Here is a 23,345-nt window from a genome sequence, read left to right as displayed (position 1 = left end):
ATGTAGCCCGTAAAAAGTGATTGATTTAACCATAAGATAAAATCTTAGGTCCTCTAAGGAGACGCTAGCCCATGCTATCTCGTTTATTAAAAGCAAAAATTCATCGTGCAGTAGTTACACACGCAGAGCTTCACTATGAAGGCTCATGTGCTATTGATGGTGTTTTATTGGATTTAGCGGGTATCCGTGAATATGAAGAAATTCATGTCTGGAATGTCACTAATGGTAAGCGCTTTAGTACTTACGCAATTCGTGGCGAAGAGAATTCGGGTATCATTTCTGTGAATGGTGGCGCAGCCCATCAAGCAGATGTCGATGATTTAGTGATCATTGCGACTTTTGGTGATTTCACCGAAGCTGAAGCAAATGCACACAAACCACGTCTAGTGTATGCAAATCCTAATAATACAGTTAATCACACTGCAAACTGTATTCCTGTACAAGTGGCATAAAGTTCTCAAATTCAAAAAAGCTCACTTTAGGTGAGCTTTTTTATATCTTTTTTAAAATGATTCAGGATCATAATTAGCTTTAAGTTCTAAAATCCAAAATAATCCAACTCAATTAGAATTGCTAAACTAATATTCAAATATGGAGAGATTTGTATAAACTCTTGGAAAAATAACACAAAGAAAATAATATCTTAAGGATTGGAAATCTCCTCCAAAATCATTATCTCCCCTTACAGGATATGATTGTTTCTAAAACTTAAAGCGTATCTGATTTTGAGGTTTTCACTACAGTGAACATTTAGAAACCCAAGTAAACGCTATTAATACAACTCAACATTTTTATTCTATTCAACCGTCAATATTAATATGCAAAAAACTTTTTAGCATTAGAATCGAGATAGCAATGAGACTTAATCATGCAAAATAGTTCCAAAAATCGTTTCAAAGCTTTTTGATAATCACCCTACGATGCTGCGCTGACGCCCAAAGGCATAACAGATACGGGCATTGCAATCATGATAATATCGTCACACAGCACAATAAATACGTTGTCATATTCACCTTAATCACTCTAATCCATACAATTTCAATTGTTGCTTAACTGACTCACTCAGATAAAACTTCATCATCATCCTCAGTCTGTAATAAATGATGACTAATGACATCCGCACGTAAAAAAGCAAAATCATAACTGGCATTGGCCAAGGCTAGTGTGCGACGTTCAAATTCCTGCCAAAGTGGCTTGATTTGCTTATCCTGCACACCTAAACCACTGTCTTGAGCCAATGTTTTATTTTTCTCACAAATTTTCAACGCGTGATAAAGCTTACGCCCTGTTGAAGCATCATCCCGTAAACGAACACGTTTCGATAAAATAAATTCTTCGACTTGAACAATCTGAGCAAATGGCAACATGGGAACTAAAATCTGATCGAGCTCTAGATCAAGGCGCTTCCAAACTGCTGTATGTTGTTCTGGTGTATAAGTATTCCACTGAATCACTTCATGGTTAAAGCGACGACAACCCCGACATACCGAATCACCAAATACAGTTGAACAACGCCCAGCACAGGGCGTCAAAGCAATTCGGCGCTCATTACTCAAAGTACACTCCAAAAAATGTAGGAAGATTAACTAAACTCACTGTTTCATCATGTTGAAAAAGCATATATCTCATCAATAACAGCATATCTATTCTGGTTTAAGTTAAAAACCATAATTTAGTTATGGTTTTCTCGCTTCTTGACAAAATTCAAGCTAAAATATACGCCTTAAATTTTGTCTTATCATAATACATTTGGAGTTATCCATGAACGCTACTGTAGAACAGCTTGCACCTGTAGAACAGCAAGCGACCACAAGTTGGGTTGTTGCCGCACTCTATCAATTTAAAGAAGTTCAAGATCCTGCCGATCTTCAGCAACGTCTTTTAAATTTGGTTAACAACATTGACTTGTGTGGAACTCTAATTGTAGCGGGTGAAGGAATTAACGGCACAGTTGCGGGTGACCGTGAAGCGATTGATCAAATGCATGCCTTTTTGATTAATGAAGGCTTCAATGCGATGGAATATAAAGAATCTCAAAGTGATGAAAAACCATTTCGCAAAATGAAAATTAAGCTTAAAACTGAAATTGTAACTTTGGGCGTCGAAGTTCAACCGCGTGATTTGGTTGGGCATTATTTAGATCCAAAAGAATGGAATGAATTGATTGCTCGCGATGATGTCATTCTAGTCGATACACGTAACGACTACGAATATAAAGCGGGTACATTTAAGGGTGCGATTGATCCTAAAACAGAAACATTTCGCGAATTTCCAGACTATGTAAAACAAAATTTAGAACAGCACAAAGATAAAAAAATTGCCATGTTCTGTACAGGTGGTATTCGCTGTGAAAAATCAACATCCTTGTTGCTTCAAGAAGGCTTTGAAGAGGTCTATCATCTAAAAGGTGGTATTTTAAAATATTTGGAAGAAACACCAGCCGAAGAAAGTCTGTGGGAAGGTGAATGTTTTGTGTTTGATGGCCGTACAGCAGTCACGCATGGTGTAGAAGAAGGTCAAAATATTAAATGTCATGCTTGTGGATGGCCTTTGCTTCCAACAGAAGTTGAACTTCCAAGCTACGAACACGGTGTATCATGTCAATATTGCATCGAAAAAACGTCAGAAAAACAAAAAGAAGGATTTCGTATGCGCCAGTCGCAAATCACCGCAGCCAAACGAAAACGTTTATAAATTGTACTAAATGAGCCATTTTAAATGCTTTTGTATAAGCCAGTCATCAACAAATTGACTGGCTTTTTATTTCGGTTATATTGATTTCTTAATACAAAAAAATCGAAATAAATAGATTATTTTTGGATAGACTACATTCTATTTATTCAAATTAAAATAAAGATAAAAATTAAACAACTCTGCTCTAAAACGAGACTTTACCCTACAACAAATAGCCTTTAGGATAGTCAGAATCTTATTATTTTTATTATATTATGAATTTAACAGAATGGATTATCTCTATTATGGAACAACTCGGTTATTGGGGAATTGCCCTGCTGATGTTCCTCGATAATGTTTTCCCCCCCATTCCTTCTGAAATTATTATGCCTTCTGCAGGTTATTCTGCCTCACAAGGTCAATTGCTTTTAGTCGGCGTGATTATTGCTGGATGCATAGGCTCCCTGACTGCTGCCGCTGCTCTCTATTGGATTGGCTATAAATTCAATCATGATCATATTTTTCGTTTCGTTGACCGTTATGGAAAATATCTATTCCTAAAATCTCAAGATGTTAAAAAATCACTGGACTGGTTTGAACACTATGGACATCGCATTGTTTTTTTTGGTCGAATGATACCCGCTGTGCGCTCACTGATTAGTATTCCCGCAGGAATGAGCCGTATGCCCTTCTGGAAATTTATGTTCTATAGTGGATTAGGAACAATTATCTGGACCACATTTTTGGCTTGCGTCGGATTTTATTTTGGTGAAAATCAAGCACTGATGCATCAAATTTTCAGCCAAGTCGGCTACATCATCATTGTTATTGTACTCATGATTGTGTTTTGGATTTTCTACCGCAGATATCAACGAAAAATTAAAATAAAGTAGTTGAGATCAATACAGTTTTAGCACCCCCCAATCTATTCACGATCATTTCAAGACTAAGCTCTAAATATTAATAGTTCTAGTCTACTTTTATGACTAAAGCGCTAACGACAACCATAAAAAAACACCTCAAGTTGAGGTGTTTTTAATTTTAAAGAATTATGTTGGCGTGTGATACATGAGCCACGATTGTAGTGGCGCAAGGTATACCATTACGTAGGAGTATGATACATCAAATAAATTTCATTTAGATTTTCTGGAATTTCTTCAGCAATTTCATCCATTAACTGACCATTACGTCGAAATGATTCCATCTGTGGATCTTCATCATCAACGCCACTGAACACCATCATCGGTAACGTTAAATCAACCAATTGTTCTTCATGCTCAGGCGTAAACCATGCCTCTTCATTTAGGAACATCGCATCAACAAAACCGACACTCCAATCGCCTAAACTTGACTCAACATCAGCTTCTTCAACTTCAAAAGGAAACTCGATTCCTTCTTCATTGGCTAAATTTTGACGAATTGCCTCTAACCATGCTTTTATTTGTACAATCATGTCAGCAGGAACTTTCTTTTGATTATTATCGAAAAGTTCATCGAGCCATTGATCAAAATTAGGTCCAACCGCAGTTGCACATAAAAAACCATGAGTTGCTGCAAAATCTAGACCATGTTCATTTTGGTCGCCATCTAGATATTCGCTTAACAAGTCTAAATCTAAAGCACTCATTTAAAATCCAAATTTATTAAAAAACTGGCTGTAGCATAACATTTTAGTCAGCTATGCTAAATCAGAATTTAGTCTTCATCATCAAAATCGTCATCATCTAGATCGTAATCAAAATCTTTAAGTTCACGTTCTAAACGACGTTGTGCCAGAAGGTCATCAATCAGACGACGTTTTTCCAACGACTCTTTAGCACTAATTTTTCTTGATGTTTCATCAAAACTAACATCATCATCACTGTAGCTATCATCTAGTTCAAAATCTGTAGAAGACACTAAAACTACCTCATAGTGAAAAAAGTAAATGGGCCTAGGCGCTATTTATCTTTGTTCTTAATTCTTGTCAAGTTTTTTTTAATTTTTATCTTAAAAAATGAATTTAATCTTGTTTTTTAATCTCAAATTGTATATTTGTGGGTGGTGTGATTTTAATCTAAGGTTGTCATAAAAGTTATAATGCAATTTTAAGCACGGACTTGAAAAAAATAAAATTAACCCAATATCCAAAACAATTGTTAAATCAAAGTCATCTTTTCTAAAATGACATTTGAGTCATCAATTCGAAAACAATTTTAAGCGAATTGTGCTATCATGCACGGTTTTTCACGCCACAGATTCAACGAAGAGTAAGCAAAGATGAGCGATATGACTTCCCCTACTTCGCAAGTAGCGGCTCTGATTAGCCGAGGCAAAGAACAAGGTTACTTAACTTACGCTGAGGTTAACGATCATCTCCCGGACTCGATCACAGAAAGCGAACAGATTGAAGACATTATTCAAATGCTTCAAGACGTCGGTATTCCTGTGCATGAACGTGCGCCTGAATCTGATGATACGATGTTCGATGGCAACAATGCTGAAGCAACCGATGAAGTCGCAGAAGAAGAAGCGGCTGCTGTTTTAGCTTCTGTTGAAAGTGAACCTGGTCGTACCACAGATCCAGTGCGTATGTATATGCGTGAAATGGGTACGGTTGAACTATTGACGCGTGAAGGCGAAATTAGCATTGCAAAACGTATTGAAGAGGGAATCCGCGATGTCCTTCATTCAATTGCTTATTGGCCGAATGCTGTTGAAGTGGTACTCAAAGAATATAACGATGTTACCGAAGGTGAACGTCGTCTTGCAGATATTTTATCGGGCTATTTAGACCCAGAATCTAACGATCCAATTCCAGAAGTTTTAGAAGAAGAAGCTGAAATTTCTGAAGATGATGAAACCACCACAAAAACCACCAAAGATGTAAAACTCGATGATGACGAAGAAGAAGAGTCTGAAAGCGATGATGACTCTGAAGGTGAATCAGGCCCTGACCCTGAAATTGCACGTATTCGTTTTACTGAATTAGAAAATGCTTGGAAAGTCACTAAAGCTGCCCTTGAAAAACATGGTCGCAACAGCAGCGAAGCAGAAGAAGCATTAGAAGCATTGGCATCTGTGTTTATGATGTTCAAATTTACACCGCGTTTATTTGATATCATTTCTGAAATGATTCGTGGCACACATGAGCAAATTCGTCTTTCTGAACGTGAAGTAATGCGTTATGCCGTTCGTCGTGGTCGAATGGATCGTACTCAATTCCGTACATCGTTCCCAGGCTACGAATCCAATCCTGCTTGGTTAGATGAACAAATTGCCAAAACACCTGCTGATCAAAAAGGTTATTTGGAAAAAGTTCGTCCTGATGTATTGGCTTTCCAACAAAAAATTGCAGATATTGAAAAAGAATTGAACCTGAGTGTCCAAGACATCAAGGACATTGCTAAACGTATGGCTGTGGGTGAAGCAAAAGCTCGTCGTGCTAAAAAAGAAATGGTTGAAGCCAACTTACGTTTGGTAATTTCAATTGCGAAAAAATATACCAACCGTGGTTTACAATTCTTGGATCTTATTCAAGAAGGCAATATCGGTTTGATGAAAGCCGTTGACAAGTTTGAATACCGTCGTGGTTATAAATTCTCGACCTATGCAACGTGGTGGATTCGTCAAGCCATTACCCGTTCTATTGCCGACCAAGCACGTACTATTCGTATTCCAGTACACATGATTGAAACGATTAATAAGATTAACCGTGTTTCTCGTCAGTTGTTACAGGAAATGGGACGTGAACCAACACCTGAAGAATTAGGCGAACGTCTAGAAATGGACGAAGTGAAAGTACGTAAAGTACTTAAAATTGCCAAAGAACCGATTTCAATGGAAACACCAATCGGTGATGATGAAGATTCGCATCTTGGTGACTTCATTGAAGATGGCAATATCACTTCTCCAATTGATGCCGCAACTTCAGAAGGCTTAAAAGAAGCGACACGTGAAGTTTTAGAAAACTTGACTGAACGTGAAGCGAAAGTCTTGAAAATGCGTTTTGGTATTGATATGCCAACAGATCACACTTTGGAAGAAGTGGGTAAGCAATTTGATGTAACACGTGAACGTATTCGTCAAATTGAAGCAAAAGCTTTACGTAAATTACGTCATCCTTCACGTTCTGAACATTTACGTTCATTCCTAGAAAATGACTAATTTTTGATGATACTCATGGGCGCTTGAAATCTGAATTTCAGTCTCCATTTAGTATCTAACAGAAATATAACGCCTGCACTTAAGCAGGCGTTTGATATATGGGGACTCACTCTCATGACTATGCTAGACCGTACACCATCTCGTGAACTTCAAGAAGATCTTTGGGTTTTCCCCATGGATTATCCCATTAAATTGATTGGCGTTGCAGGTGATGAATTGCATGGTGCAGTAGTAGAGATAATGGTGAAACACTTTCCTGATTTTGATGCTTCAAGCATTAACGTGCAGCCTTCTCGCACAGGAAAATACCACTCTTTAACTGCCCAAATTGTATTTGTAGAACTTGAACAAGTACATGCACTCTATGCAGATTTAGCTGCTTGCCCGTTAATTAAAACTGCACTCTAATTTTTATAAAAACACGCCAATCGGCGTGTTTTTTATATTCAAAAATAAGCTTTTTTTTAATCTTAAAATATCAATGAATTAAATATGAAATTTAATATAAAGCCGCTCCATCTATTCAAGATTTCTTTATAATTCCTTCTATCTTTAAACTTTTATGGACGCACTTGACGTGACAGATGCTGTTCTAAAACCTGATTTAATTATTCGTCAATTCAATGAATTAACACCTTATCTTGAACGATTTCAAGAAATGAAAAGTCTGACTGAAAATCGTGATGAAAATACGCCAGATGAACTGTGGATTTTGCAGCACCACGACGTTTTAACCCAAGGACAAGCTGGTAAACCTGAACATATTCTACAAGCAACTCAGCTCCCCATTGTACAAAGCGACCGTGGCGGGCAAGTGACTTGGCATGGTCCAGGGCAATTGGTGGCTTATTTTATGTTTGATTTAAATCGTTTGGGCTGGAACGTGCGAACATTAGTGACGTATGCAGAAAATTTAATGATTAATCTGCTTAAAAAATACAAAATCGAAGCTTATGCTAAAGCGGATGCACCAGGGGTTTATGTTGCAGAGCGTAAAATTGGATCTTTGGGTTTTAAAATTCGTAAAGGACGTAGCTATCATGGTTTGGCTTTAAATATTGATTGTGATCTTTTGGGTTTTCAGACCATTAATCCCTGCGGTTATGCCGGACTAGAAATGGTTCGAGTCAAGGATCTCGTTGAAGATTATCCATTTTTTAATGATTTCTGTGCAGATATGATTGAAACTTTAAATCACAGCGGTTACTTTAATCAAGTTCAAGTCATGCAACAATAATTTTGCTTTTATGATCAAAATAAATTAGAGTATTTACTCTAAATTAATAAAAATGTTTTTAGAGAAAGGATGCGCGAGTGATTTCAACCAAATCCGTAAAGCCGGCCTTACAACTAAATTATGTCAAACTCATGATGGATGTGATTGGCAGAGGTTTAGTCATGGCAAGTCAAGTCGACAAAGAAGTAAAACAAGAGGTTGCAAAATTTCCTGTCGGCTTCGTTCTGTCGATGAAAGTATTTCCGCATGGTCCAGCTTTTATTGCAAAAGTAACCGAAGACTATCAATTAAAATTGCTGTCATCTGTTGAAACCAAGCCCGATCTTACCATTACTTTCAAGCATTTAAGTCATGCCTTTTTAGTGTTTTCTTTTCAGGAAAGTACGGCACAAGCTTTTGCGCATGACCGTATGATTGCAGATGGTGATGTGGCGTATGCCATTCGTTTGGTACGTTGCTTAAATAAAATGGAATCACTGATTTTACCGAAATTAGTGGCTGAGCTTGCCGTAAAACAATATCCCCATGAATTAAGCCTAAAAGAAAAACTTAACAGCGCTGCAAATATTTATTTGAAAGTTGCTCAGTCCTATTTTAAACGGAGTGTATAACATGGCTAAGCCTTATTACGAATTTTTCTGTCCCGTTAAAGTGATCGCAGGTCATGCCGCGTTAGAACACATTCCATTTGAACTTGCGACTTTAGGGTCTAAACGTCCACTCATCATTACAGATAAAGGTGTACGTGCAAATAATCTACTTGCCCCAATTGAAGCTGCGTTTGAATCAACAGATGCGGTCATTGGTTATATTTTCGATGATGTACCACCAGATTCAAGTATAGCCACGGTCCGCAATGCAGCAAAAGCCTATCGTGACAATCATTGTGATGCCATTATTGCCGTAGGTGGGGGTTCAGTGATTGATACCTCAAAAGCGACCAATATTTTGGTGACTGAAGGTGGCGATGACTTACTTAAGTTCTCAGGTGCCCACAATTTACCTAAGCCATTGAAGCCTTTTTTTGTGATTCCAACAACATCAGGTACGGGTTCAGAAGTTACGATGGTTGCTGTCGTAGCGGATGTTGAAAAAAATGTCAAAATGGCATTTGCATCTTATTACTTGATGCCACATGCAGCTATTCTTGATCCACGAATGACTCAAACTTTACCACCACATTTAACAGCAATGACGGCAATGGATGCGCTAACGCATGCTGTTGAAGCGTATACCTGCTTGGCTGCAAATCCAATCAGTGATGCCTATGCCACTGCTGCCATTAAAAAAGTGAGCAATAGTTTATTTACTGTGCTGGATAAGCCTACAGATGAGTTTGGGCGTCTTGAGCTGGCGCAGGCTTCCACGATGGCTGGAATTGCATTTTCAAACTCGATGGTCGGATTGGTCCATTCATTGGGTCATGCCTTAGGTGCTGTTGCTCACCTCCCCCACGGTTTATGCATGAATTTATTTTTACCTTACGTACTTGAATATAACAAAGAAGTAAATGGCGATAAAATTGCTGAATTGCTTCTACCTTTGGCAGGTTCTGATATTTATGCTCAAACACCTGCACACTTACGTGCTGATAAATCGATTGCAACTATTTTGACTATGCGTGACCGCTTGTATGCCTTGACCAAGCTCCCTCGAACTTTACGTGAAACAGGTAAAGTAACAGAAGCTCAACTCGATGAAGTAGCAGAAAAAGCACTCAATGATGGATCCATTATTTACAATCCGAAAGAAGCTAATTTCAAAGATTTGAGAGCAATTTTAGATAAAGCTTGGTAAGCTTAAAAATTAAGCCAAGCTTATTCACATTAACCTGATGTTTTTTCAAACATCAGGTTTTTGCTTTTTGATCAAAAACATAAATCTAATATTGCTGTCTCTTGGCATATTTAATGCTTCAATACATTCAACAGGGATTGGCAAAAGGCATCAAATTAGAGTAGATTGGCGGACTTTTGTTTTCTTTGTATGGGGGGATCGTTGTTTTAAAACGATCCTTAAAAATATGACTGATCCTTGATCAACGATTAAGAGGGTAACGCCGTTGACAAATATCTCTGGGACTCCATCGGCAGCTAAACTGCAAAAAACGCTGGGACTCTGGCACATCATCATTATTGGTTTAGCGTATATACAGCCTATGACGTTATTTGACACTTTCGGACTCGTGTCGGAAGAAAGTCATTTTCACGTACCGACCTCCTATATATTTGCACTTGTTGCAATTCTACTCACTTCCCTCAGTTATGGTCATATGATTCGCCGTTATCCCTCGTCGGGTTCGGCTTATACCTATGCTCAAAAATCGATTCATCCAAATGTGGGCTTTATGGTGGGCTGGTCATCTTGGCTAGATTATCTCCTTTCACCCATGGTCAACATTATTTTAGCTGTCATTTATCTTGAAGCACTATTTCCAGATGTTAATCATTGGGTTTGGGTCATTGTCTTAACTGCATTTATGACAGGGATCAATTTAAAAGGTGCACGTTTTGTTGCGAACTTTAATAGTCTGATTGTATTGATTCAGCTGATTGTGATTGCTGTTTTTACCTATTTGGTTTATAGCAAACTTCAGGCTGGTTTTAATGCAGACGGTCCAATGACTGTAGAACAACGCTATCAGCTTTGGAGTCTTGAACCATTTTGGAACGAGCTGACATCAGTCGGTGCACTTATTACGGGTGCAACATTACTTTGCTTTTCTTTCACAGGTTTTGATTCACTCAGTTCTCTGGCTGAAGAAACCAAAGACACTGAAAAAACCTTACCTAAAGCGATTTTTTTAACCGCTTTAATTGCAGGTGTGATTTTTATTGTCAGTGCTTATTTCATGCAAATCTATTTCCCGCATGATCCGAACACATATTTTGCAGATGTCGCTGCGACTCAACCTGATATTTTAATGCTTGTGGGTGGTTCACTGTTCCAATCGTATGTCTTAGGCTTTGCCATTGTAACAGTGATGGCATCGGGTATTTCAGCACATGCGGGTGTATCGCGCCTGATGTTTGCCATGGGTCGTGATGGCGTAATCAATAAAAAAATCTTTGGTCATATCAGTCCTAAAAGCTTAACCCCTTCTTACAATATTTTAATTGTTGGTGCTGTGGCTTTAACAGCTGGATTTATGAATCTTGATACGGTGATTTCGCTGATCAGTTTTGGTGCTTTAACTGCATTTACATTTGTCAATCTTTCTGTTATTTCACGTTATGCTTTACGCGATGGACGTACCAAAAACTTCAAAGATATTTTAAACTTTGTGATTGTACCGCTACTTGGTTTTATCAGCGTATTTGCACTATGGCTCGAAATTGAAGAAACCTCATTAAAATATGGCTTATGGTGGGCGATGTTTGGGATTTTATACTTAGGTTATAAAACCAAAGGTTTCAAACAACCTGCGCCTCAACACAATGAGTTCGATGACTCGCATTAATGTATTGTCCATTCCTACAATAAAAAAGACGCATTATGCGTCTTTTTTAGGTGTTAAATTTGCAGTGTAATTTAATCATAAAGCCTCTCTTAAAATTTATGCCATAAAGAGCCACTCAAAAGTGGCTCTAGATAACATATAAATTAATTATATCAGTTCTTTAAAACCTTGCTGACGCCAAGCTTCATACACAATCACAGCGGTTGCATTGGATAAATTTAAACTGCGTGAAGTCGCTGCCATTGGCAAGCGAATCCAATGTTTCTCAGGAAACAGCATTCGAATATGTTCAGGAAGCCCGCGCGTTTCAGGCCCCATCAACAAAGCAACTGGACGGTTTAAATTGGAAGTATGCGGTGTTTCAACACCTTTGGTGGTCAGTGGATAAATTGCATCCTTTTCTATTCCTTGCAGTTGCAAATTCAGCAAACAATCATCAAAATTTTCCCAGATTTGCATACGTGCCCATTCATGATAATCCAAACCTGCACGTTTCAGCTTTTTATCATCAAGTTCAAACCCGAGAGGTTTAACCAAGTGTAGCTGTGCACCTGTATTGGCACATAAACGAATGATATTACCTGTATTGGCAGGAATTTCAGGTTCATATAGAACAACATGAATCACGGGATTTCTCTACTCTTTTAATCGCAACAAGACTCAAATTAGCCTTGCCACTGTAATTGTTCGCGCAAACTCACCACTTCACCAATAATGGTTAAGGTGGGTGCTTGAATTTGATGTTCTGATACTTTTGATGCAATGTCAGCCAATGTGCCGACCACCACTTTCTGTTCTGGTGTCGTCCCTTTAGAAATCAATGCTACTGGCATATTGGCACGTTGCCCATGGGCAATCAGTTGAGCACATATTTTCTCTAAACCGACCAACCCCATATACAATACAAGTGTTTGATTTTCATAGACCAGTTCACGCCAAGGCAATTCAGGTGAACCTTCTTTCAAATGCCCCGTTAAAAAGCGAACACTTTGTGCGTAATCACGATGGGTTAACGGAATACCTGCATAAGCTGAACAACCCGATGCTGCGGTAATGCCAGGAACCACTTGAAAAGCAACACCTGCTGCAAACAGCTCTTGAATTTCTTCGCCACCACGACCAAAAATAAACGGATCACCACCTTTTAAACGGCAGACACGTTTACCTTTTTCAGCAAATTCAACCAATAAAGCATTAATCCCATCTTGAGGAACACTATGGTTTGAACGGGCTTTTCCAACATAAATTTTTTCAGCATCACGGCGGCATAATTCTAAAATTGCTGGGGAGACCAAACGATCATAGATAATGACATCCGCTTGTTGCATTAAACGCAGTGCCTTTAAGGTCAATAATTCAGGATCACCTGGCCCTGCTCCAACTAAATAGACTTCACCTTTGGGTGTTTTCCATTCCTTTAAGGCCTGTTCAATTAATTTATCAGCATCGGCGATATTGTCATTAAACACCTGTTCCTTGAGTGGACTGGCATACAAGTCTTCCCAAAAAATACGACGCTCATCAGGATTTTCAATTTTAGATTTTACTACGGCACGCCATTTCCCAGAAAATTCAGCGAGCTTCCCCATACCATGTGGAATACTGGCTTCAAGTTGAGTGCGAATTTGGCGCGATAAAACAGGTGATGTACCATTCGTGGCAATTGATACCACCAACGGTGAACGATCAATGATTGCAGGAACCATAAAACGACAATGTGGAGGATCATCCACACTATTCACCAATATTTTTTCAGCTTCACAGGCTTCAAAAACTTGGATATTGGTCGCTTTATCATTGGTCGCTGCAATGACTAAACGATAATGACGTAACGGAATATCTACACTAAAAGGTGCTTGAATATATTGCCCTTGGCTAGCAACCACAATCTCAAGTAAAGAACTTTCAATTTCAGGTGCAATCACATGAATAACTGCGCCTGCTTTTGCCAACAGTACGGCTTTGCGATATGCAATATGCCCGCCACCGACAATCAGACACGGTTGCTGCTGCAACTTTAAAGAGATTGGAAAAATATCCACCGACTACCTCAATGTTTTAAATCTGATTGTCTTAAGCAATTTTCGTGCACAAAATGGTTTTTCTATTGATTTATTTTAAAATCCCCGAGGATTAATCAATAAGTTCAACACCACCCATATAAGGACGAAGCACGTCAGGAACTTCAATAGAACCGTCAGCGCGTTGGTAATTTTCCATCACCGCCAGTAATGTACGACCTACAGCCAAACCAGAACCATTCAAGGTGTGAAGAAATTCAGTTTTCTTTTGGTCAACACGATAGCGCGCTTTCATACGACGTGCTTGGAAGTCACCCATACATGAACAGCTTGAAATTTCACGATAGGTATTTTGACTTGGCACCCAAACTTCCAAATCGTAGGTTTTGATTGCGCCAAAGCCCATATCGCCACCACACAAAATGATTTTACGATATGGAAGACCTAAGGCTTGCAAAATACCTTCTGCGTGTCCTGTCAGTTCTTCAAGTGCGTCCATTGAAGTTTCAGGTTTTACAATTTGCACCATTTCGACTTTGTCGAACTGGTGCTGACGAATTAAACCACGTGTATCACGACCATAAGAACCTGCTTCACTACGGAAACATGGTGTATGCGCTGCATATTTTAAGGGTAAACGTTCTGGATCAACAATTTCATCACGCACAAAATTGGTGACAGGTACTTCTGCCGTTGGAATGAGATAATATTCTTTTTCACCTTGTAATTTGAATAAATCTTCTTCAAATTTAGGCAATTGACCTGTACCACGCAAAGATTCTGCATTGACCAAATACGGTACATAGGCTTCGGTATAGCCATTTTTAAGTGTGTGTGTATCTAACATGAACTGCGTTAAGGCACGTTGCAGACGCGCAAGCGGACCCTTCAATACGCTAAAACGCGAACCAGTTAACTTAGTGGCAGTTTCAAACTCTAAACCGCCCATCCATTCACCCAAGTCAGTATGATCTTTAATTTCAAAATCAAATTGACGTGGTGTACCCCAAGTTAAAATTTCAACATTATCGTCTTCATCTTTGCCTTCAGGGACAGATTCATGCGGCATATTTGGAATAGTTAATGATTTATTTTCAATTTCATTTTGCAATTCTGTAAGAGAAGCTTCTGCTGCCTTAATTTCATCACCAATGGCAGACATACGCGCCATAATTTCAGATGCATCGCCACCAGATTTTTTAATTTGGCCAACTTGTTTAGCACCCGAATTACGCTCTGCTTGTAAAGCTTCAGTTTTGGATTGAAGCTCTTTACGACGAGATTCAAGTGATGCCCACTCCGCCACATCGAGTTGCACACCACGTTTTGCCAAGGCTAAATTTACAGCCTCAATATTATTTCTGATTAATTTCGGGTCGATCATAGCCAATCTTTTACAAAGAAAAAAACTGGCTATAGTGTAAGCGCTAAACAGCAAAAAAGACAGTAATCCCGCTTACAGCTGCACCTTATTACAGCAAATTTAAGCGAAATTTTCAAAAATTAGGGCGTTGGATAGCTCGGTAAACTTGGCAAGTATTCAGCTTTAACCAATTGAGTAAGCGCAGTATAGGGCAAAGTCAACTCACTCATGCCTTCTGCATACGAGGCCAATTCATATAAAGGATAAACAAACACAATTCCGTTGACACCATAGTAAAAATTATCGCTCAGTTTTAATTTATCTCGTTCGATATTGTGTTGATCTAACCAAAGACTATTTGTGTCATAAAGTGTGTCCAATACTTTCTGCTCTGCGCCTTTCACCAAAATATCAGCCAAAGCTAAACGTTTTTTAGTCTTTAAATCAAAATTAACAAATTCCTGATGGTGCATGCCATGTGCTGCACCTGCTGAATAGTTATAACTTTGAATGGCAAATGTAGCGTGATGATAATTTTGTCCTATAAAACGGACATAAGTTGAACTTTGACTTAAATTGGGTTCAGCGCCTTCTGCAGTATTTATTTTTTGGTTCGGTTCTTCAGAAAAAGCGATCGGATCGGTTTTTTTTATTCGTTCCATAAAGTATTGATCAATCCATTTGAGGTTGGTTTCTACAGTCTGTATATCGTATTGAATACAGCCTTGCGGATCGCATGCTTCTGATTTGCTCAACTTTACAGGAATAACTTTGGCTTGAATGGCAGGAATATTTTCTTCACTATTTTGAGGCGACTGCGCCTGTTTTGAATTTTCAGCTTGAGGCTCGTTTTTAGGCTGACATCCCACTAGGGCTCCACCACCAATTATGATTGTACACACCAAAAACCATGGTTTTAATAATGTCGGTTTCATTACACAACTCTGTATTTTCTTAAAATGAATCATTCCACTATACAAAGTCTCTCTTCGAGATAAAATTACAATATGTAGCATGGTATAAAGTTCAACATAAAATGCTTATTCAAAGCATTTTCAACACCCGATTAGTCAATCCAACTGATCTATAAATAATTAATTTTAAAAATTTTAATCATTATTTTGAGCTTCATTTTCATTTTAAAATAAAAAAACCACTCGAAAGTGGTTTTTATATCAGCATCAATATTATTGATCGATAATATCTGTACCTTTAGGCGGCGTAAAATTAAAGGTTGAAGCAGGAATAGTAGGATTAACTTTCACATTATTAAAGCGTACCTGTGTAGTTTGCCCCAATGAATCTTCCAAAATCATTAAACTGGGTGCTTTATTTACACCAAAACTAATCGTTAAGCTTTGAAAAGCACCATCACGGTCCTTCGGATACAAAGTGTAATACGTTTTACCTTTATCTGGTTGAGTCACACGGTAGGCATTCATAATTTGACTGGTATTACCCGAAAGTAATAATGCAGGTGTATTGGCGACTTGATCATCTAGACTTTGGCGTACAGCTTGCTGTAAATCTGGATCATAAATCCACACTGTTTTACCTGTGGTCACAATGGTCTGCTTAGAAGGACTTGTGGTTTCCCAAAAGAATTTACCTGGACGTGCAACTTTCATCACCCCTTTAAAGGTTTGATTCATATGCTGTCCTGTTAAGCCTTTTTTCTGAGGCGCTTTGGTTGCAACAGTTGCTTTTGTGGTTTGTTCGAAATTTGCCGACAAACTTTTGATATTACTTAACTGTTTTACTAAGTTTGCGGTGGCTTGTTGCTCCGATGCTGCTACAGGTGCAGCAAAAACAGTAGTACTGATTACTGGTGCAAGTGTTGCCACACCTAGGGTCATCGCACATAGGGTTTTACGAAGCATTTTCATATCATCACCTTTTTATTTGCAGTATCGCAATTTTTTGAATGTCTCATCTTAAACCAATTTTTGCGTCTAATAATTGAGAAAATAAGAAGTTTTGTATGGTTATTAATATTGATTGTCACTTTTTCTTCATCATGATGTAGAAATATAAATGAAAGAAACAAAAAAGCCTCTTTAAAATAAGAGGCTTTTTAGCGCGATGGATGTATTTAATTATTTCCATTGGTAACCTACTGCAATACCTGCACCAAAGTCACCTTCACTATTGGTCGTTGCAGCAGCTTTATAAACGTATTTATTGTTTTCTGTGACACCACTGAAACCTGCTGCAAAGCCTTGTTTACCTTCCCAAGTCCCAGCACCTATACTGACCATATTATAACCCGCCTCTGTCGGTTGTGGTAAAGAAGCGATTGCTATGCCTGAAGCCACAGCTGCGTAAGTACGATCTTCCAAATCTCGCATGTCTCGATTTAACATGTCAACACGACTATTTGTATAAGCATTTGCTTGATTCAGTGTATACGCACTTCTTTGATCGGTATAACTATTTGCATTATTGAGTACATCAAGGTCTGCTTGACGCATTTGCGCCACATTTACAGCATCGGTATTTTGGACACCAGCGGCAACATGAATAATTTGTCGCTCGACGCCTGTTTTTCCCACCGAAACAGTATTATCTCGATTTGAAGCAGAATCATGACCCAACACCACACTATTATTCGCAGCCGTATTTACATTATTCCCTACGACATAAGTGTGATCGCCACTAACAGTATTATTACTTCCTACCGCTCCTGAACTTTGACCACTGATGTTGTTGTTCACGCCCAAACCAATTGACTGACCACCCGTTGCATTGGTACCTGCTCCAATGGCAATTGCATCTTGACCTGTTGCGGTTGGTTTAGGGGCTGTATTGAGTCGGTTTGATTCAATTTCGATATAAGGATCATCCCCACTCGCACCTGTCGCTCCGGTTGCTCCTGTATCACCTTTTACCCCCATGTCGCCTTTTACGCCTTGCACACCTGTTACACCCTGCATACCTTGTGCGCCTGTTACCCCCATATCACCTTTTACGCCTTGAGAGCCTGTCACACCCATCGCACCTTGTGCACCTGTCGCTCCAGTTGCACCCATATCACCTTTTACGCCTTGCGCACCTGTTACCCCCATGTCACCTTTTACACCTTGAGCTCCTGTGACGCCCATTACACCTTGTGCGCCTGTCGCTCCGGTTGCTCCGGTATCACCTTTTACCCCCATGTCGCCTTTTACGCCTTGCGCACCTGTTACACCCATATCACCTTGTGCACCTGTTACACCCATATCACCTTTTATGCCCTGAGCACCTGTCAATCCCATTGCACCTTGTGCACCTGTCGCTCCGGTTGCTCCTGTGTCGCCTTTCACACCCTGCATACCTTGTGCGCCTGCTACACCCGTATCACCTTTTATGCCCTGAGCACCTGTCAATCCCATTGCACCTTGTGCACCTGTCGCTCCGGTTGCACCTGTGTCGCCTTTCACACCCTGCATACCTTGTGCGCCTGTTACCCCCATGTCACCTTTTACACCTTGAGCTCCTGTGACGCCCATTACACCTTGAGCTCCTGTGACGCCCATTACACCTTGTGCGCCTGTCGCTCCGGTTGCTCCGGTATCACCATTTATACCTGGTATGCCTTGCTCACCTTGAGGTCCTTGAGGTCCTTGAGGTCCTTGAGGGCCAACAGGACCCTGAGGGCCAGAAGAATGGGGAGGTTTCGGCCCATGCCCATATCCGTTCCCATTACCATGAGATTCGTGTCCTTGCCCCTGACTTCCTCCATGAGATTGATGACTATCTCCACTTGTTGCCCAAACATTCCCACCCATTGCCAACATGACACTTAACAATAGTAATTTTGGGGTGAGGTTTAAATGTTCAACACACTTTTTCTGCTCATGAGAAAAATAATAAGGACAAGATAATGAATTGAATTCAAATATATAACTATGCTGATTTTTATGCGCTTTTTCTATTGGGTGAGCTAGATAAGAATTTGATGAGCGCAAGACTTTTTTAAATATTGTGTTCATGTCCATCTGCCTTTATTTTAATTTTGTAATGTTTAGTATATTCCTCAAAATGTGACACAATTCACAAAATTTTCAATTAATGTGCTGTTAATTGAAACAAAAAGTGTTCGAAAAACAATCAAAAAACAGATAAGTATTTAAATTTTATTATTTTGGCATCAGCTTAAATTATTATTTAAAATTGAATTGCTTAAATTAAGCAAAAAAAAACCCGCAAAATGCGGGTTTTTTTATAAAAATTAAAACTTATACAGTTTCAACTTTTACGTAGCGACGGCCAAATTGACCTTTCACTTCGAATTTGATCACGCCATCAGCGGTAGCAAATAAAGTATGGTCACGGCCCATACCTACGTTTGCACCAGCGTGGAATTCTGTACCACGTTGACGAACGATGATGTTACCAGCAGTCACAGCTTGACCACCGTACATTTTAACACCTAACATTTTAGGGTTTGAGTCACGACCGTTACGTGTCGATCCACCAGCTTTTTTAGTAGCCATGTTTCATAATCCTCGTAATTAGCCTGAAATAGCAGTAATTTTCAACTCGGTAAACCATTGACGGTGACCTTGTTGTTTACGGTAATGTTTACGACGACGCATTTTAACAATACGAATTTTGTCGTGACGACCGTGGCTAACTACTTCAGCAGTTACTGTAGCACCAGCAACAACTGGAGCACCAATTTGAATGCTTTCGCCGTTTACAAGCATTAATACGTCATCAAACGTAATAGTTGCACCGGTTTCAGCTTTCAATAATTCTACTTTAAGGGTTTCACCCTCAATAACACGGTGTTGCTTACCACCGCTTTGGATTACTGCGTACATAATGTACTCCAAACATGCCCGTGTCGTCGTGCCGATAAAGGAATATATCGATCTTAAGACGAGCGCCACTGGGGGATATCTAAGGGCAAAGATATTAAGTGATAATCGAATAAACAACAAGCTGTTTTGATATTTTTTTATTCATAAGCATTGTTTATTTTATAAACGATCAAATTCTAATGAAATGGCTTTTTTATATTGAAGACTTACATTTTATAAAATGAAATAGATTTTAAAAATCAATTCACTACTATAGACTAGCAAACGCCCGCTCAGTCATATATTTAATGTTTATTCAACAGTTAAGCGAGATTACAATAATTTTGCTTACTCACGATTTAAGCATCTATATTGAGCGCTTAGCGATATCATTAGATATAATTGTTACACTATATAATAAGCAATTCAATTTTATAGAGGTTTCTCTTCGTATGGCCATCGACTTCAAGCAAGATATTCTCGCTCCTGTTGCTTCAGACTTTGCTGCGATGGACACTTTTATTAATGAAGGAATTACCTCTAAAGTTGCGCTCGTCATGTCGGTCAGTAAACATGTGGTCGAAGCTGGTGGTAAGCGCATGCGTCCGATTATGTGTTTATTGGCTGCAAAAGCCTGTGGTGCAGAAGATTTAGAATCACACCGCAAATTGGCAGCCATTATTGAAATGTTGCATACCGCAACTTTGGTACATGACGATGTGGTAGACGAATCAAGTTTAAGACGCGGTCGACCGACAGCAAATGCAACCTGGAATAATCAAACAGCAGTTTTGGTCGGGGACTTTTTAATTTCCCGTGCTTTTGATTTATTGGTCGATTTAAACAATATGACGTTACTCAAAGATTTTTCAACGGGAACTTGCGAAATTGCTGAAGGTGAAGTCCTACAACTTCAAGCACAACATCAGCCTGATACCACAGAACAAACCTATTTAGATATTATTCACGGCAAAACGTCCCGTTTGTTTGAACTAGCCACTGAAGGCGCAGCAATTTTAGCAGACACGCCGCAATATAGAGAACCCATGAGAGTCTTTGCTGGCCACTTTGGCAATGCCTTCCAAATTATCGATGATATTTTAGATTACACTTCAGATGCAGAAACATTAGGTAAAAATATTGGGGACGATTTAATGGAAGGTAAGCCCACCTTACCTTTGATCTCTGCTTTACAAAAAACCACCGCAGAAGAGCATGACATTGTGCGTTTGAGTATTGCAACAGGTGGTACTGCTCAACTCCAACGTGTGATTGAAATTGTACAAAACTGTGGTGCACTTGACTATTGTCGTCAACGTGCAACAGAAGAAACCCACGCTGCTCTAGAAGCTCTAGACGCTTTACCCAACACCCCATATCGTCAAGCATTGGTTAATCTAACCCAACTTGCTTTAAATCGAATTCAATAATGAACTTCTCAAAAATATATTTTAAGCTCGCTTATGCATATAAATTTTAATGATCTATTTTTAAAAATGCAGGAGCAGCTTGAATCCAACCAAGCCGCTCTTGATGATGTATTACTGATTGAATTGATTGGTCGAATTCGACCTATCGATCCAGCTGATACAGAAGAAATCAATCACAAAGTTCAGGCATTATTGCAAGCACTTTTGATTACCCCTCATGCGGTAATCACTTTGCAAACTTTTGTTTTAAAGCTGATTATTCAATATAAACAAACCAGCTTGTATGCCGACACAGGAATTTTATCATTAGATGGATTTTGGAATCAGTTAGCGCAGCGCTTAGGTGCTCACTTTCTACCGCTCATTAATGATGAAACCCAACTTCAAGATTTGGTCCGCCGTGTATTTTTTCAGCGTAGTGATAAATATTGGTTAGATAATATTACACAAGATCATTGGCAAAAAATATTTGCACTGATTAATCAAGGTCACACAAATCAAAAAGAAAAGCTACAAATTAAAAGTGAACTGATTAAAGCGATTACTGTACTCTCCTATCGGATTAGTGGGATTGGGCTTTATCCAGAATTTATTAACGCGCAGCCAAATTTAACAGAATATGAATCCCCTTTTTTGGTACAAAACCGAGAAATTATTGAGTTTATTCAACATTATAAAAAAATTCATCAAAGCACAGATGACGTAGCAGTGATTGTACCACCCGATGCCTCACAAGCCTTGGTCATGATTGAACAATGTCGGGATGTCGTACTAAAAATTCGTCGCGCAACAAAAAGAATTGGGGTAAGCCTAAGCCTCACCTATCTCCTATCTTTACTTGAACAATGCCTAGACCGCATAGAACTGTTACTGAACATCATTGTTGATGAAGAGCAAATCCGTTACCAGTCATTGGGTTTGCTTATGGTCGATATTACCACCGCAATTTATAGTGAACGTAGTGTTCGATCTCTTTTGGCGACCAATAGTGAACTGATTGCGCTTCAAGTCACAGAAAATGCCAGTAAAACGGGCGAACATTACGTCAGTACAGATAAGCAAGGCTTTTGGTCGATGTATAAATCTGCTGCTGGCGCGGGCGTTATTATCGCCACCATGGCAACGCTTAAAATTCTGTCAGCACGTTTGGTCATGGCGCCGCTGATGCAGGCATTTATTTTCAGCATGAATTACTCTCTAGGGTTTATGCTCATTCACGTGCTGCATTTTACCGTTGCGACCAAACAACCCGCCATGACCGCGGCTGCACTTGCAGCCACCGTACAACAACGTAAAGGTTCTAAAACGGCACAAATTGCAGAACTTGCCGCACTGATTATTAATATCATTCGAACGCAATTTATTGCTATTTTAGGCAATATCTCAATTGCAATTCCTGTTGCTGCAATCATTACGCTGCTGTGGCAATACGGCATGGATGAACCTCTTCTGAATCACATCAAAGCCACCCAAACCTTGCATGCACTCAACCCATTTACGTCACTTGCCATTCCACATGCAGCGATTGCTGGAGTTTGTTTATTTTTTTCTGGCCTAATTGCTGGTTACTTCGACAATATGGCGGTTTATCGTAAAGTCGGCCCTCGTTTAAAAGCTCATCCACGCTTAAAGCGAATGATGGGACAAGAGCGGCTAAACAGGTTTTCTGCCTATATTGAACGAAATTTAGGTGCGTTGGCAGGGAATTTTTTATTTGGGATTATGCTGGGTAGCATGAGTACCATTGGTTTTATTTTGGGCCTACCGCTGGATATTCGCCATATTGCTTTTGCTTCAGCCAACTTTAGTCAAGGTTTACTGACCATTAATGGCAGCCCTGAAATTGGATTAATCATTGTCTCTTTGTTGGGAGTCATTTTGATAGGATTAACCAATTTATTTGTAAGTTTCAGTCTAACCATTATTGTGGCATTACGTGCGCGACGCGTTCGTTTTGAACAGTGGAAACCTCTGGCAAAACTTGTATTGACACACTTTCTAACCCGTCCTAGTGACTTTTTTTGGCCACCTAAAACCCCACTTGAAGTTGAAGAATCGACACACTTACACAAACAAAATGTGAAGTAATTCATTTTTTATTTTACTTCATGGTTAAAAATGGTTAAAAAGAATGAGCCTCATTTACACACTTGAAATAAAGTGTACTGATGAGTACACTTTAAGCGCTCAGTAGTTTTGCTTCAATCGACTAATATAGAAAAAGGTTACAT

Annotated in this window: 22 protein-coding genes; 11 read left to right on the top strand and 11 right to left on the bottom strand. The window is 39.2% G+C overall.

The genetic code is table 11. From position 1 onward, the window contains the following. The first annotated feature begins 71 nt into the window (after nucleotides 1–71). Nucleotides 72–452 (top strand): aspartate 1-decarboxylase, encoded by a 381-nt coding sequence (panD, locus tag GA0116959_RS06540; protein ID WP_053579818.1) that lies wholly within the window; start codon nucleotides 72–74, stop codon nucleotides 450–452. A gap of 606 nt (nucleotides 453–1,058) precedes the next feature. On the opposite strand, the gene GA0116959_RS06535 is transcribed toward panD, so the two are convergent. Beyond that, nucleotides 1,059–1,556: a DUF1289 domain-containing protein gene (locus GA0116959_RS06535; protein WP_092719635.1), complete on the bottom strand. Its 498-nt coding sequence runs from the start codon at nucleotides 1,554–1,556 to the stop codon at nucleotides 1,059–1,061. Between the two features lie 205 nt (nucleotides 1,557–1,761). Here GA0116959_RS06535 and trhO point away from each other — a divergent pair, with 205 nt between their 5' ends. Both trhO and GA0116959_RS06525 read left to right on the top strand, forming a co-directional pair. Next, the gene (gene trhO, locus GA0116959_RS06530; RefSeq protein ID WP_092719632.1) at nucleotides 1,762–2,694 is read left to right on the top strand and encodes an oxygen-dependent tRNA uridine(34) hydroxylase TrhO; all 933 of its coding nucleotides are present in this window, start codon (nucleotides 1,762–1,764) and stop codon (nucleotides 2,692–2,694) included. Between the two features lie 254 nt (nucleotides 2,695–2,948). Further along, complete coding sequence (locus tag GA0116959_RS06525; RefSeq protein WP_092719629.1) at nucleotides 2,949–3,566, top strand: DedA family protein; 618 nt, start codon at nucleotides 2,949–2,951, stop codon at nucleotides 3,564–3,566. A 209-nt stretch (nucleotides 3,567–3,775) separates the two neighbouring features. Here GA0116959_RS06525 and GA0116959_RS06520 read toward each other — a convergent pair whose 3' ends face one another. Next, the gene (locus GA0116959_RS06520) at nucleotides 3,776–4,300 is read right to left on the bottom strand and encodes a YecA/YgfB family protein (protein WP_092719626.1); all 525 of its coding nucleotides are present in this window, start codon (nucleotides 4,298–4,300) and stop codon (nucleotides 3,776–3,778) included. 68 nt (nucleotides 4,301–4,368) lie between these two features. Then, on the bottom strand, nucleotides 4,369–4,572 hold the full coding sequence (locus GA0116959_RS06515; protein WP_053579813.1) for a PA3496 family putative envelope integrity protein: 204 nt from the start codon (nucleotides 4,570–4,572) through the stop codon (nucleotides 4,369–4,371). Between the two features lie 360 nt (nucleotides 4,573–4,932). Here GA0116959_RS06515 and rpoD point away from each other — a divergent pair, with 360 nt between their 5' ends. The 6 genes from rpoD to GA0116959_RS06485 all read left to right on the top strand — a co-directional run bounded on the left by rpoD (nucleotide 4,933) and on the right by GA0116959_RS06485 (nucleotide 11,516). Next, a complete protein-coding gene (gene rpoD / locus GA0116959_RS06510; RefSeq protein WP_092719624.1) occupies nucleotides 4,933–6,819 on the top strand; it encodes an RNA polymerase sigma factor RpoD in 1,887 nt (628 codons plus the stop codon). Between the two features lie 120 nt (nucleotides 6,820–6,939). Then, on the top strand, nucleotides 6,940–7,227 hold the full coding sequence (locus GA0116959_RS06505; RefSeq protein ID WP_171250382.1) for a YbeD family protein: 288 nt from the start codon (nucleotides 6,940–6,942) through the stop codon (nucleotides 7,225–7,227). Between the two features lie 169 nt (nucleotides 7,228–7,396). After that, complete coding sequence (gene lipB, locus GA0116959_RS06500; RefSeq protein WP_092719710.1) at nucleotides 7,397–8,056, top strand: lipoyl(octanoyl) transferase LipB; 660 nt, start codon at nucleotides 7,397–7,399, stop codon at nucleotides 8,054–8,056. 77 nt (nucleotides 8,057–8,133) lie between these two features. Beyond that, nucleotides 8,134–8,667 (top strand): hypothetical protein, encoded by a 534-nt coding sequence (locus GA0116959_RS06495; protein WP_092719620.1) that lies wholly within the window; start codon nucleotides 8,134–8,136, stop codon nucleotides 8,665–8,667. A gap of 1 nt (nucleotide 8,668) precedes the next feature. Further along, the gene (locus GA0116959_RS06490; RefSeq protein ID WP_053579808.1) at nucleotides 8,669–9,853 is read left to right on the top strand and encodes an iron-containing alcohol dehydrogenase; all 1,185 of its coding nucleotides are present in this window, start codon (nucleotides 8,669–8,671) and stop codon (nucleotides 9,851–9,853) included. Between the two features lie 265 nt (nucleotides 9,854–10,118). Then, entirely contained in the window at nucleotides 10,119–11,516 is a 1,398-nt protein-coding gene (locus GA0116959_RS06485) for an APC family permease (RefSeq protein WP_053579807.1), read from the top strand. A gap of 147 nt (nucleotides 11,517–11,663) precedes the next feature. Here the strand turns inward: GA0116959_RS06485 and GA0116959_RS06480 are convergent, their stop codons facing one another. The 8 genes from GA0116959_RS06480 to rplU form a co-directional block, all read right to left on the bottom strand. After that, entirely contained in the window at nucleotides 11,664–12,143 is a 480-nt protein-coding gene (locus GA0116959_RS06480) for a tRNA (cytidine(34)-2'-O)-methyltransferase (protein ID WP_092719616.1), read from the bottom strand. A gap of 38 nt (nucleotides 12,144–12,181) precedes the next feature. Continuing rightward, nucleotides 12,182–13,558 carry a siroheme synthase CysG gene (cysG, locus tag GA0116959_RS06475; RefSeq protein ID WP_053579805.1) on the bottom strand — a complete coding sequence of 459 codons (1,377 nt, stop codon included), beginning with the start codon at nucleotides 13,556–13,558 and terminating at the stop codon, nucleotides 12,182–12,184. A 91-nt stretch (nucleotides 13,559–13,649) separates the two neighbouring features. Further along, nucleotides 13,650–14,921, bottom strand: coding sequence for a serine--tRNA ligase (serS, locus tag GA0116959_RS06470; protein ID WP_092719612.1), 1,272 nt, complete (start codon nucleotides 14,919–14,921; stop codon nucleotides 13,650–13,652). 119 nt (nucleotides 14,922–15,040) lie between these two features. Then, a complete protein-coding gene (locus GA0116959_RS06465; RefSeq protein ID WP_092719609.1) occupies nucleotides 15,041–15,835 on the bottom strand; it encodes an RsiV family protein in 795 nt (264 codons plus the stop codon). Between the two features lie 252 nt (nucleotides 15,836–16,087). Continuing rightward, on the bottom strand, nucleotides 16,088–16,786 hold the full coding sequence (gene lolA, locus GA0116959_RS06460; protein ID WP_053579802.1) for an outer membrane lipoprotein periplasmic chaperone LolA: 699 nt from the start codon (nucleotides 16,784–16,786) through the stop codon (nucleotides 16,088–16,090). A 210-nt stretch (nucleotides 16,787–16,996) separates the two neighbouring features. After that, entirely contained in the window at nucleotides 16,997–18,871 is a 1,875-nt protein-coding gene (locus GA0116959_RS14465) for a YadA family autotransporter adhesin (protein WP_280513249.1), read from the bottom strand. Between the two features lie 246 nt (nucleotides 18,872–19,117). Then, a complete protein-coding gene (rpmA, locus tag GA0116959_RS06450) occupies nucleotides 19,118–19,375 on the bottom strand; it encodes a 50S ribosomal protein L27 (RefSeq protein WP_053579799.1) in 258 nt (85 codons plus the stop codon). An 18-nt stretch (nucleotides 19,376–19,393) separates the two neighbouring features. Beyond that, the gene (gene rplU, locus GA0116959_RS06445; RefSeq protein ID WP_053579798.1) at nucleotides 19,394–19,705 is read right to left on the bottom strand and encodes a 50S ribosomal protein L21; all 312 of its coding nucleotides are present in this window, start codon (nucleotides 19,703–19,705) and stop codon (nucleotides 19,394–19,396) included. A gap of 431 nt (nucleotides 19,706–20,136) precedes the next feature. Here rplU and sdsA point away from each other — a divergent pair, with 431 nt between their 5' ends. Further along, nucleotides 20,137–21,114 (top strand): All-trans-nonaprenyl-diphosphate synthase, encoded by a 978-nt coding sequence (gene sdsA, locus GA0116959_RS06440; RefSeq protein WP_092719604.1) that lies wholly within the window; start codon nucleotides 20,137–20,139, stop codon nucleotides 21,112–21,114. A 33-nt stretch (nucleotides 21,115–21,147) separates the two neighbouring features. Then, nucleotides 21,148–23,202, top strand: coding sequence for a site-specific recombinase (locus GA0116959_RS06435; protein ID WP_092719601.1), 2,055 nt, complete (start codon nucleotides 21,148–21,150; stop codon nucleotides 23,200–23,202). Nucleotides 23,203–23,345: the final 143 nt, after the last annotated feature.

Origin of the sequence: Acinetobacter albensis, assembly GCF_900095025.1 — a bacterium.
Taxonomy (GTDB): Bacteria; Pseudomonadota; Gammaproteobacteria; order Pseudomonadales; family Moraxellaceae; genus Acinetobacter; species Acinetobacter albensis.
Note: the sequence above shows the minus strand (reverse complement) of the source record. Positions and strands in the feature narration are given on the sequence as shown.

Bases quoted from the DNA above. Each gene is read 5' to 3' on its own strand.
- sdsA (WP_092719604.1), top strand. From the start codon at position 20,137: ATGGCCATCGACTTCAAGCAAGATATTCTCGCTCCTGTTGCTTCAGAC.
- GA0116959_RS06490 (WP_053579808.1), top strand. From the start codon at position 8,669: ATGGCTAAGCCTTATTACGAATTTTTCTGTCCCGTTAAAGTGATCGCA.
- GA0116959_RS14465 (WP_280513249.1), bottom strand. From the start codon at position 18,871: ATGAACACAATATTTAAAAAAGTCTTGCGCTCATCAAATTCTTATCTA.
- rplU (WP_053579798.1), bottom strand. From the start codon at position 19,705: ATGTACGCAGTAATCCAAAGCGGTGGTAAGCAACACCGTGTTATTGAG.
- panD (WP_053579818.1), top strand. From the start codon at position 72: ATGCTATCTCGTTTATTAAAAGCAAAAATTCATCGTGCAGTAGTTACA.
- rpmA (WP_053579799.1), bottom strand. From the start codon at position 19,375: ATGGCTACTAAAAAAGCTGGTGGATCGACACGTAACGGTCGTGACTCA.
- GA0116959_RS06525 (WP_092719629.1), top strand. From the start codon at position 2,949: ATGAATTTAACAGAATGGATTATCTCTATTATGGAACAACTCGGTTAT.
- serS (WP_092719612.1), bottom strand. From the start codon at position 14,921: ATGATCGACCCGAAATTAATCAGAAATAATATTGAGGCTGTAAATTTA.
- GA0116959_RS06505 (WP_171250382.1), top strand. From the start codon at position 6,940: ATGCTAGACCGTACACCATCTCGTGAACTTCAAGAAGATCTTTGGGTT.
- rpoD (WP_092719624.1), top strand. From the start codon at position 4,933: ATGAGCGATATGACTTCCCCTACTTCGCAAGTAGCGGCTCTGATTAGC.
- trhO (WP_092719632.1), top strand. From the start codon at position 1,762: ATGAACGCTACTGTAGAACAGCTTGCACCTGTAGAACAGCAAGCGACC.
- GA0116959_RS06520 (WP_092719626.1), bottom strand. From the start codon at position 4,300: ATGAGTGCTTTAGATTTAGACTTGTTAAGCGAATATCTAGATGGCGAC.
- GA0116959_RS06435 (WP_092719601.1), top strand. From the start codon at position 21,148: ATGCATATAAATTTTAATGATCTATTTTTAAAAATGCAGGAGCAGCTT.
- GA0116959_RS06465 (WP_092719609.1), bottom strand. From the start codon at position 15,835: ATGAAACCGACATTATTAAAACCATGGTTTTTGGTGTGTACAATCATA.
- lolA (WP_053579802.1), bottom strand. From the start codon at position 16,786: ATGAAAATGCTTCGTAAAACCCTATGTGCGATGACCCTAGGTGTGGCA.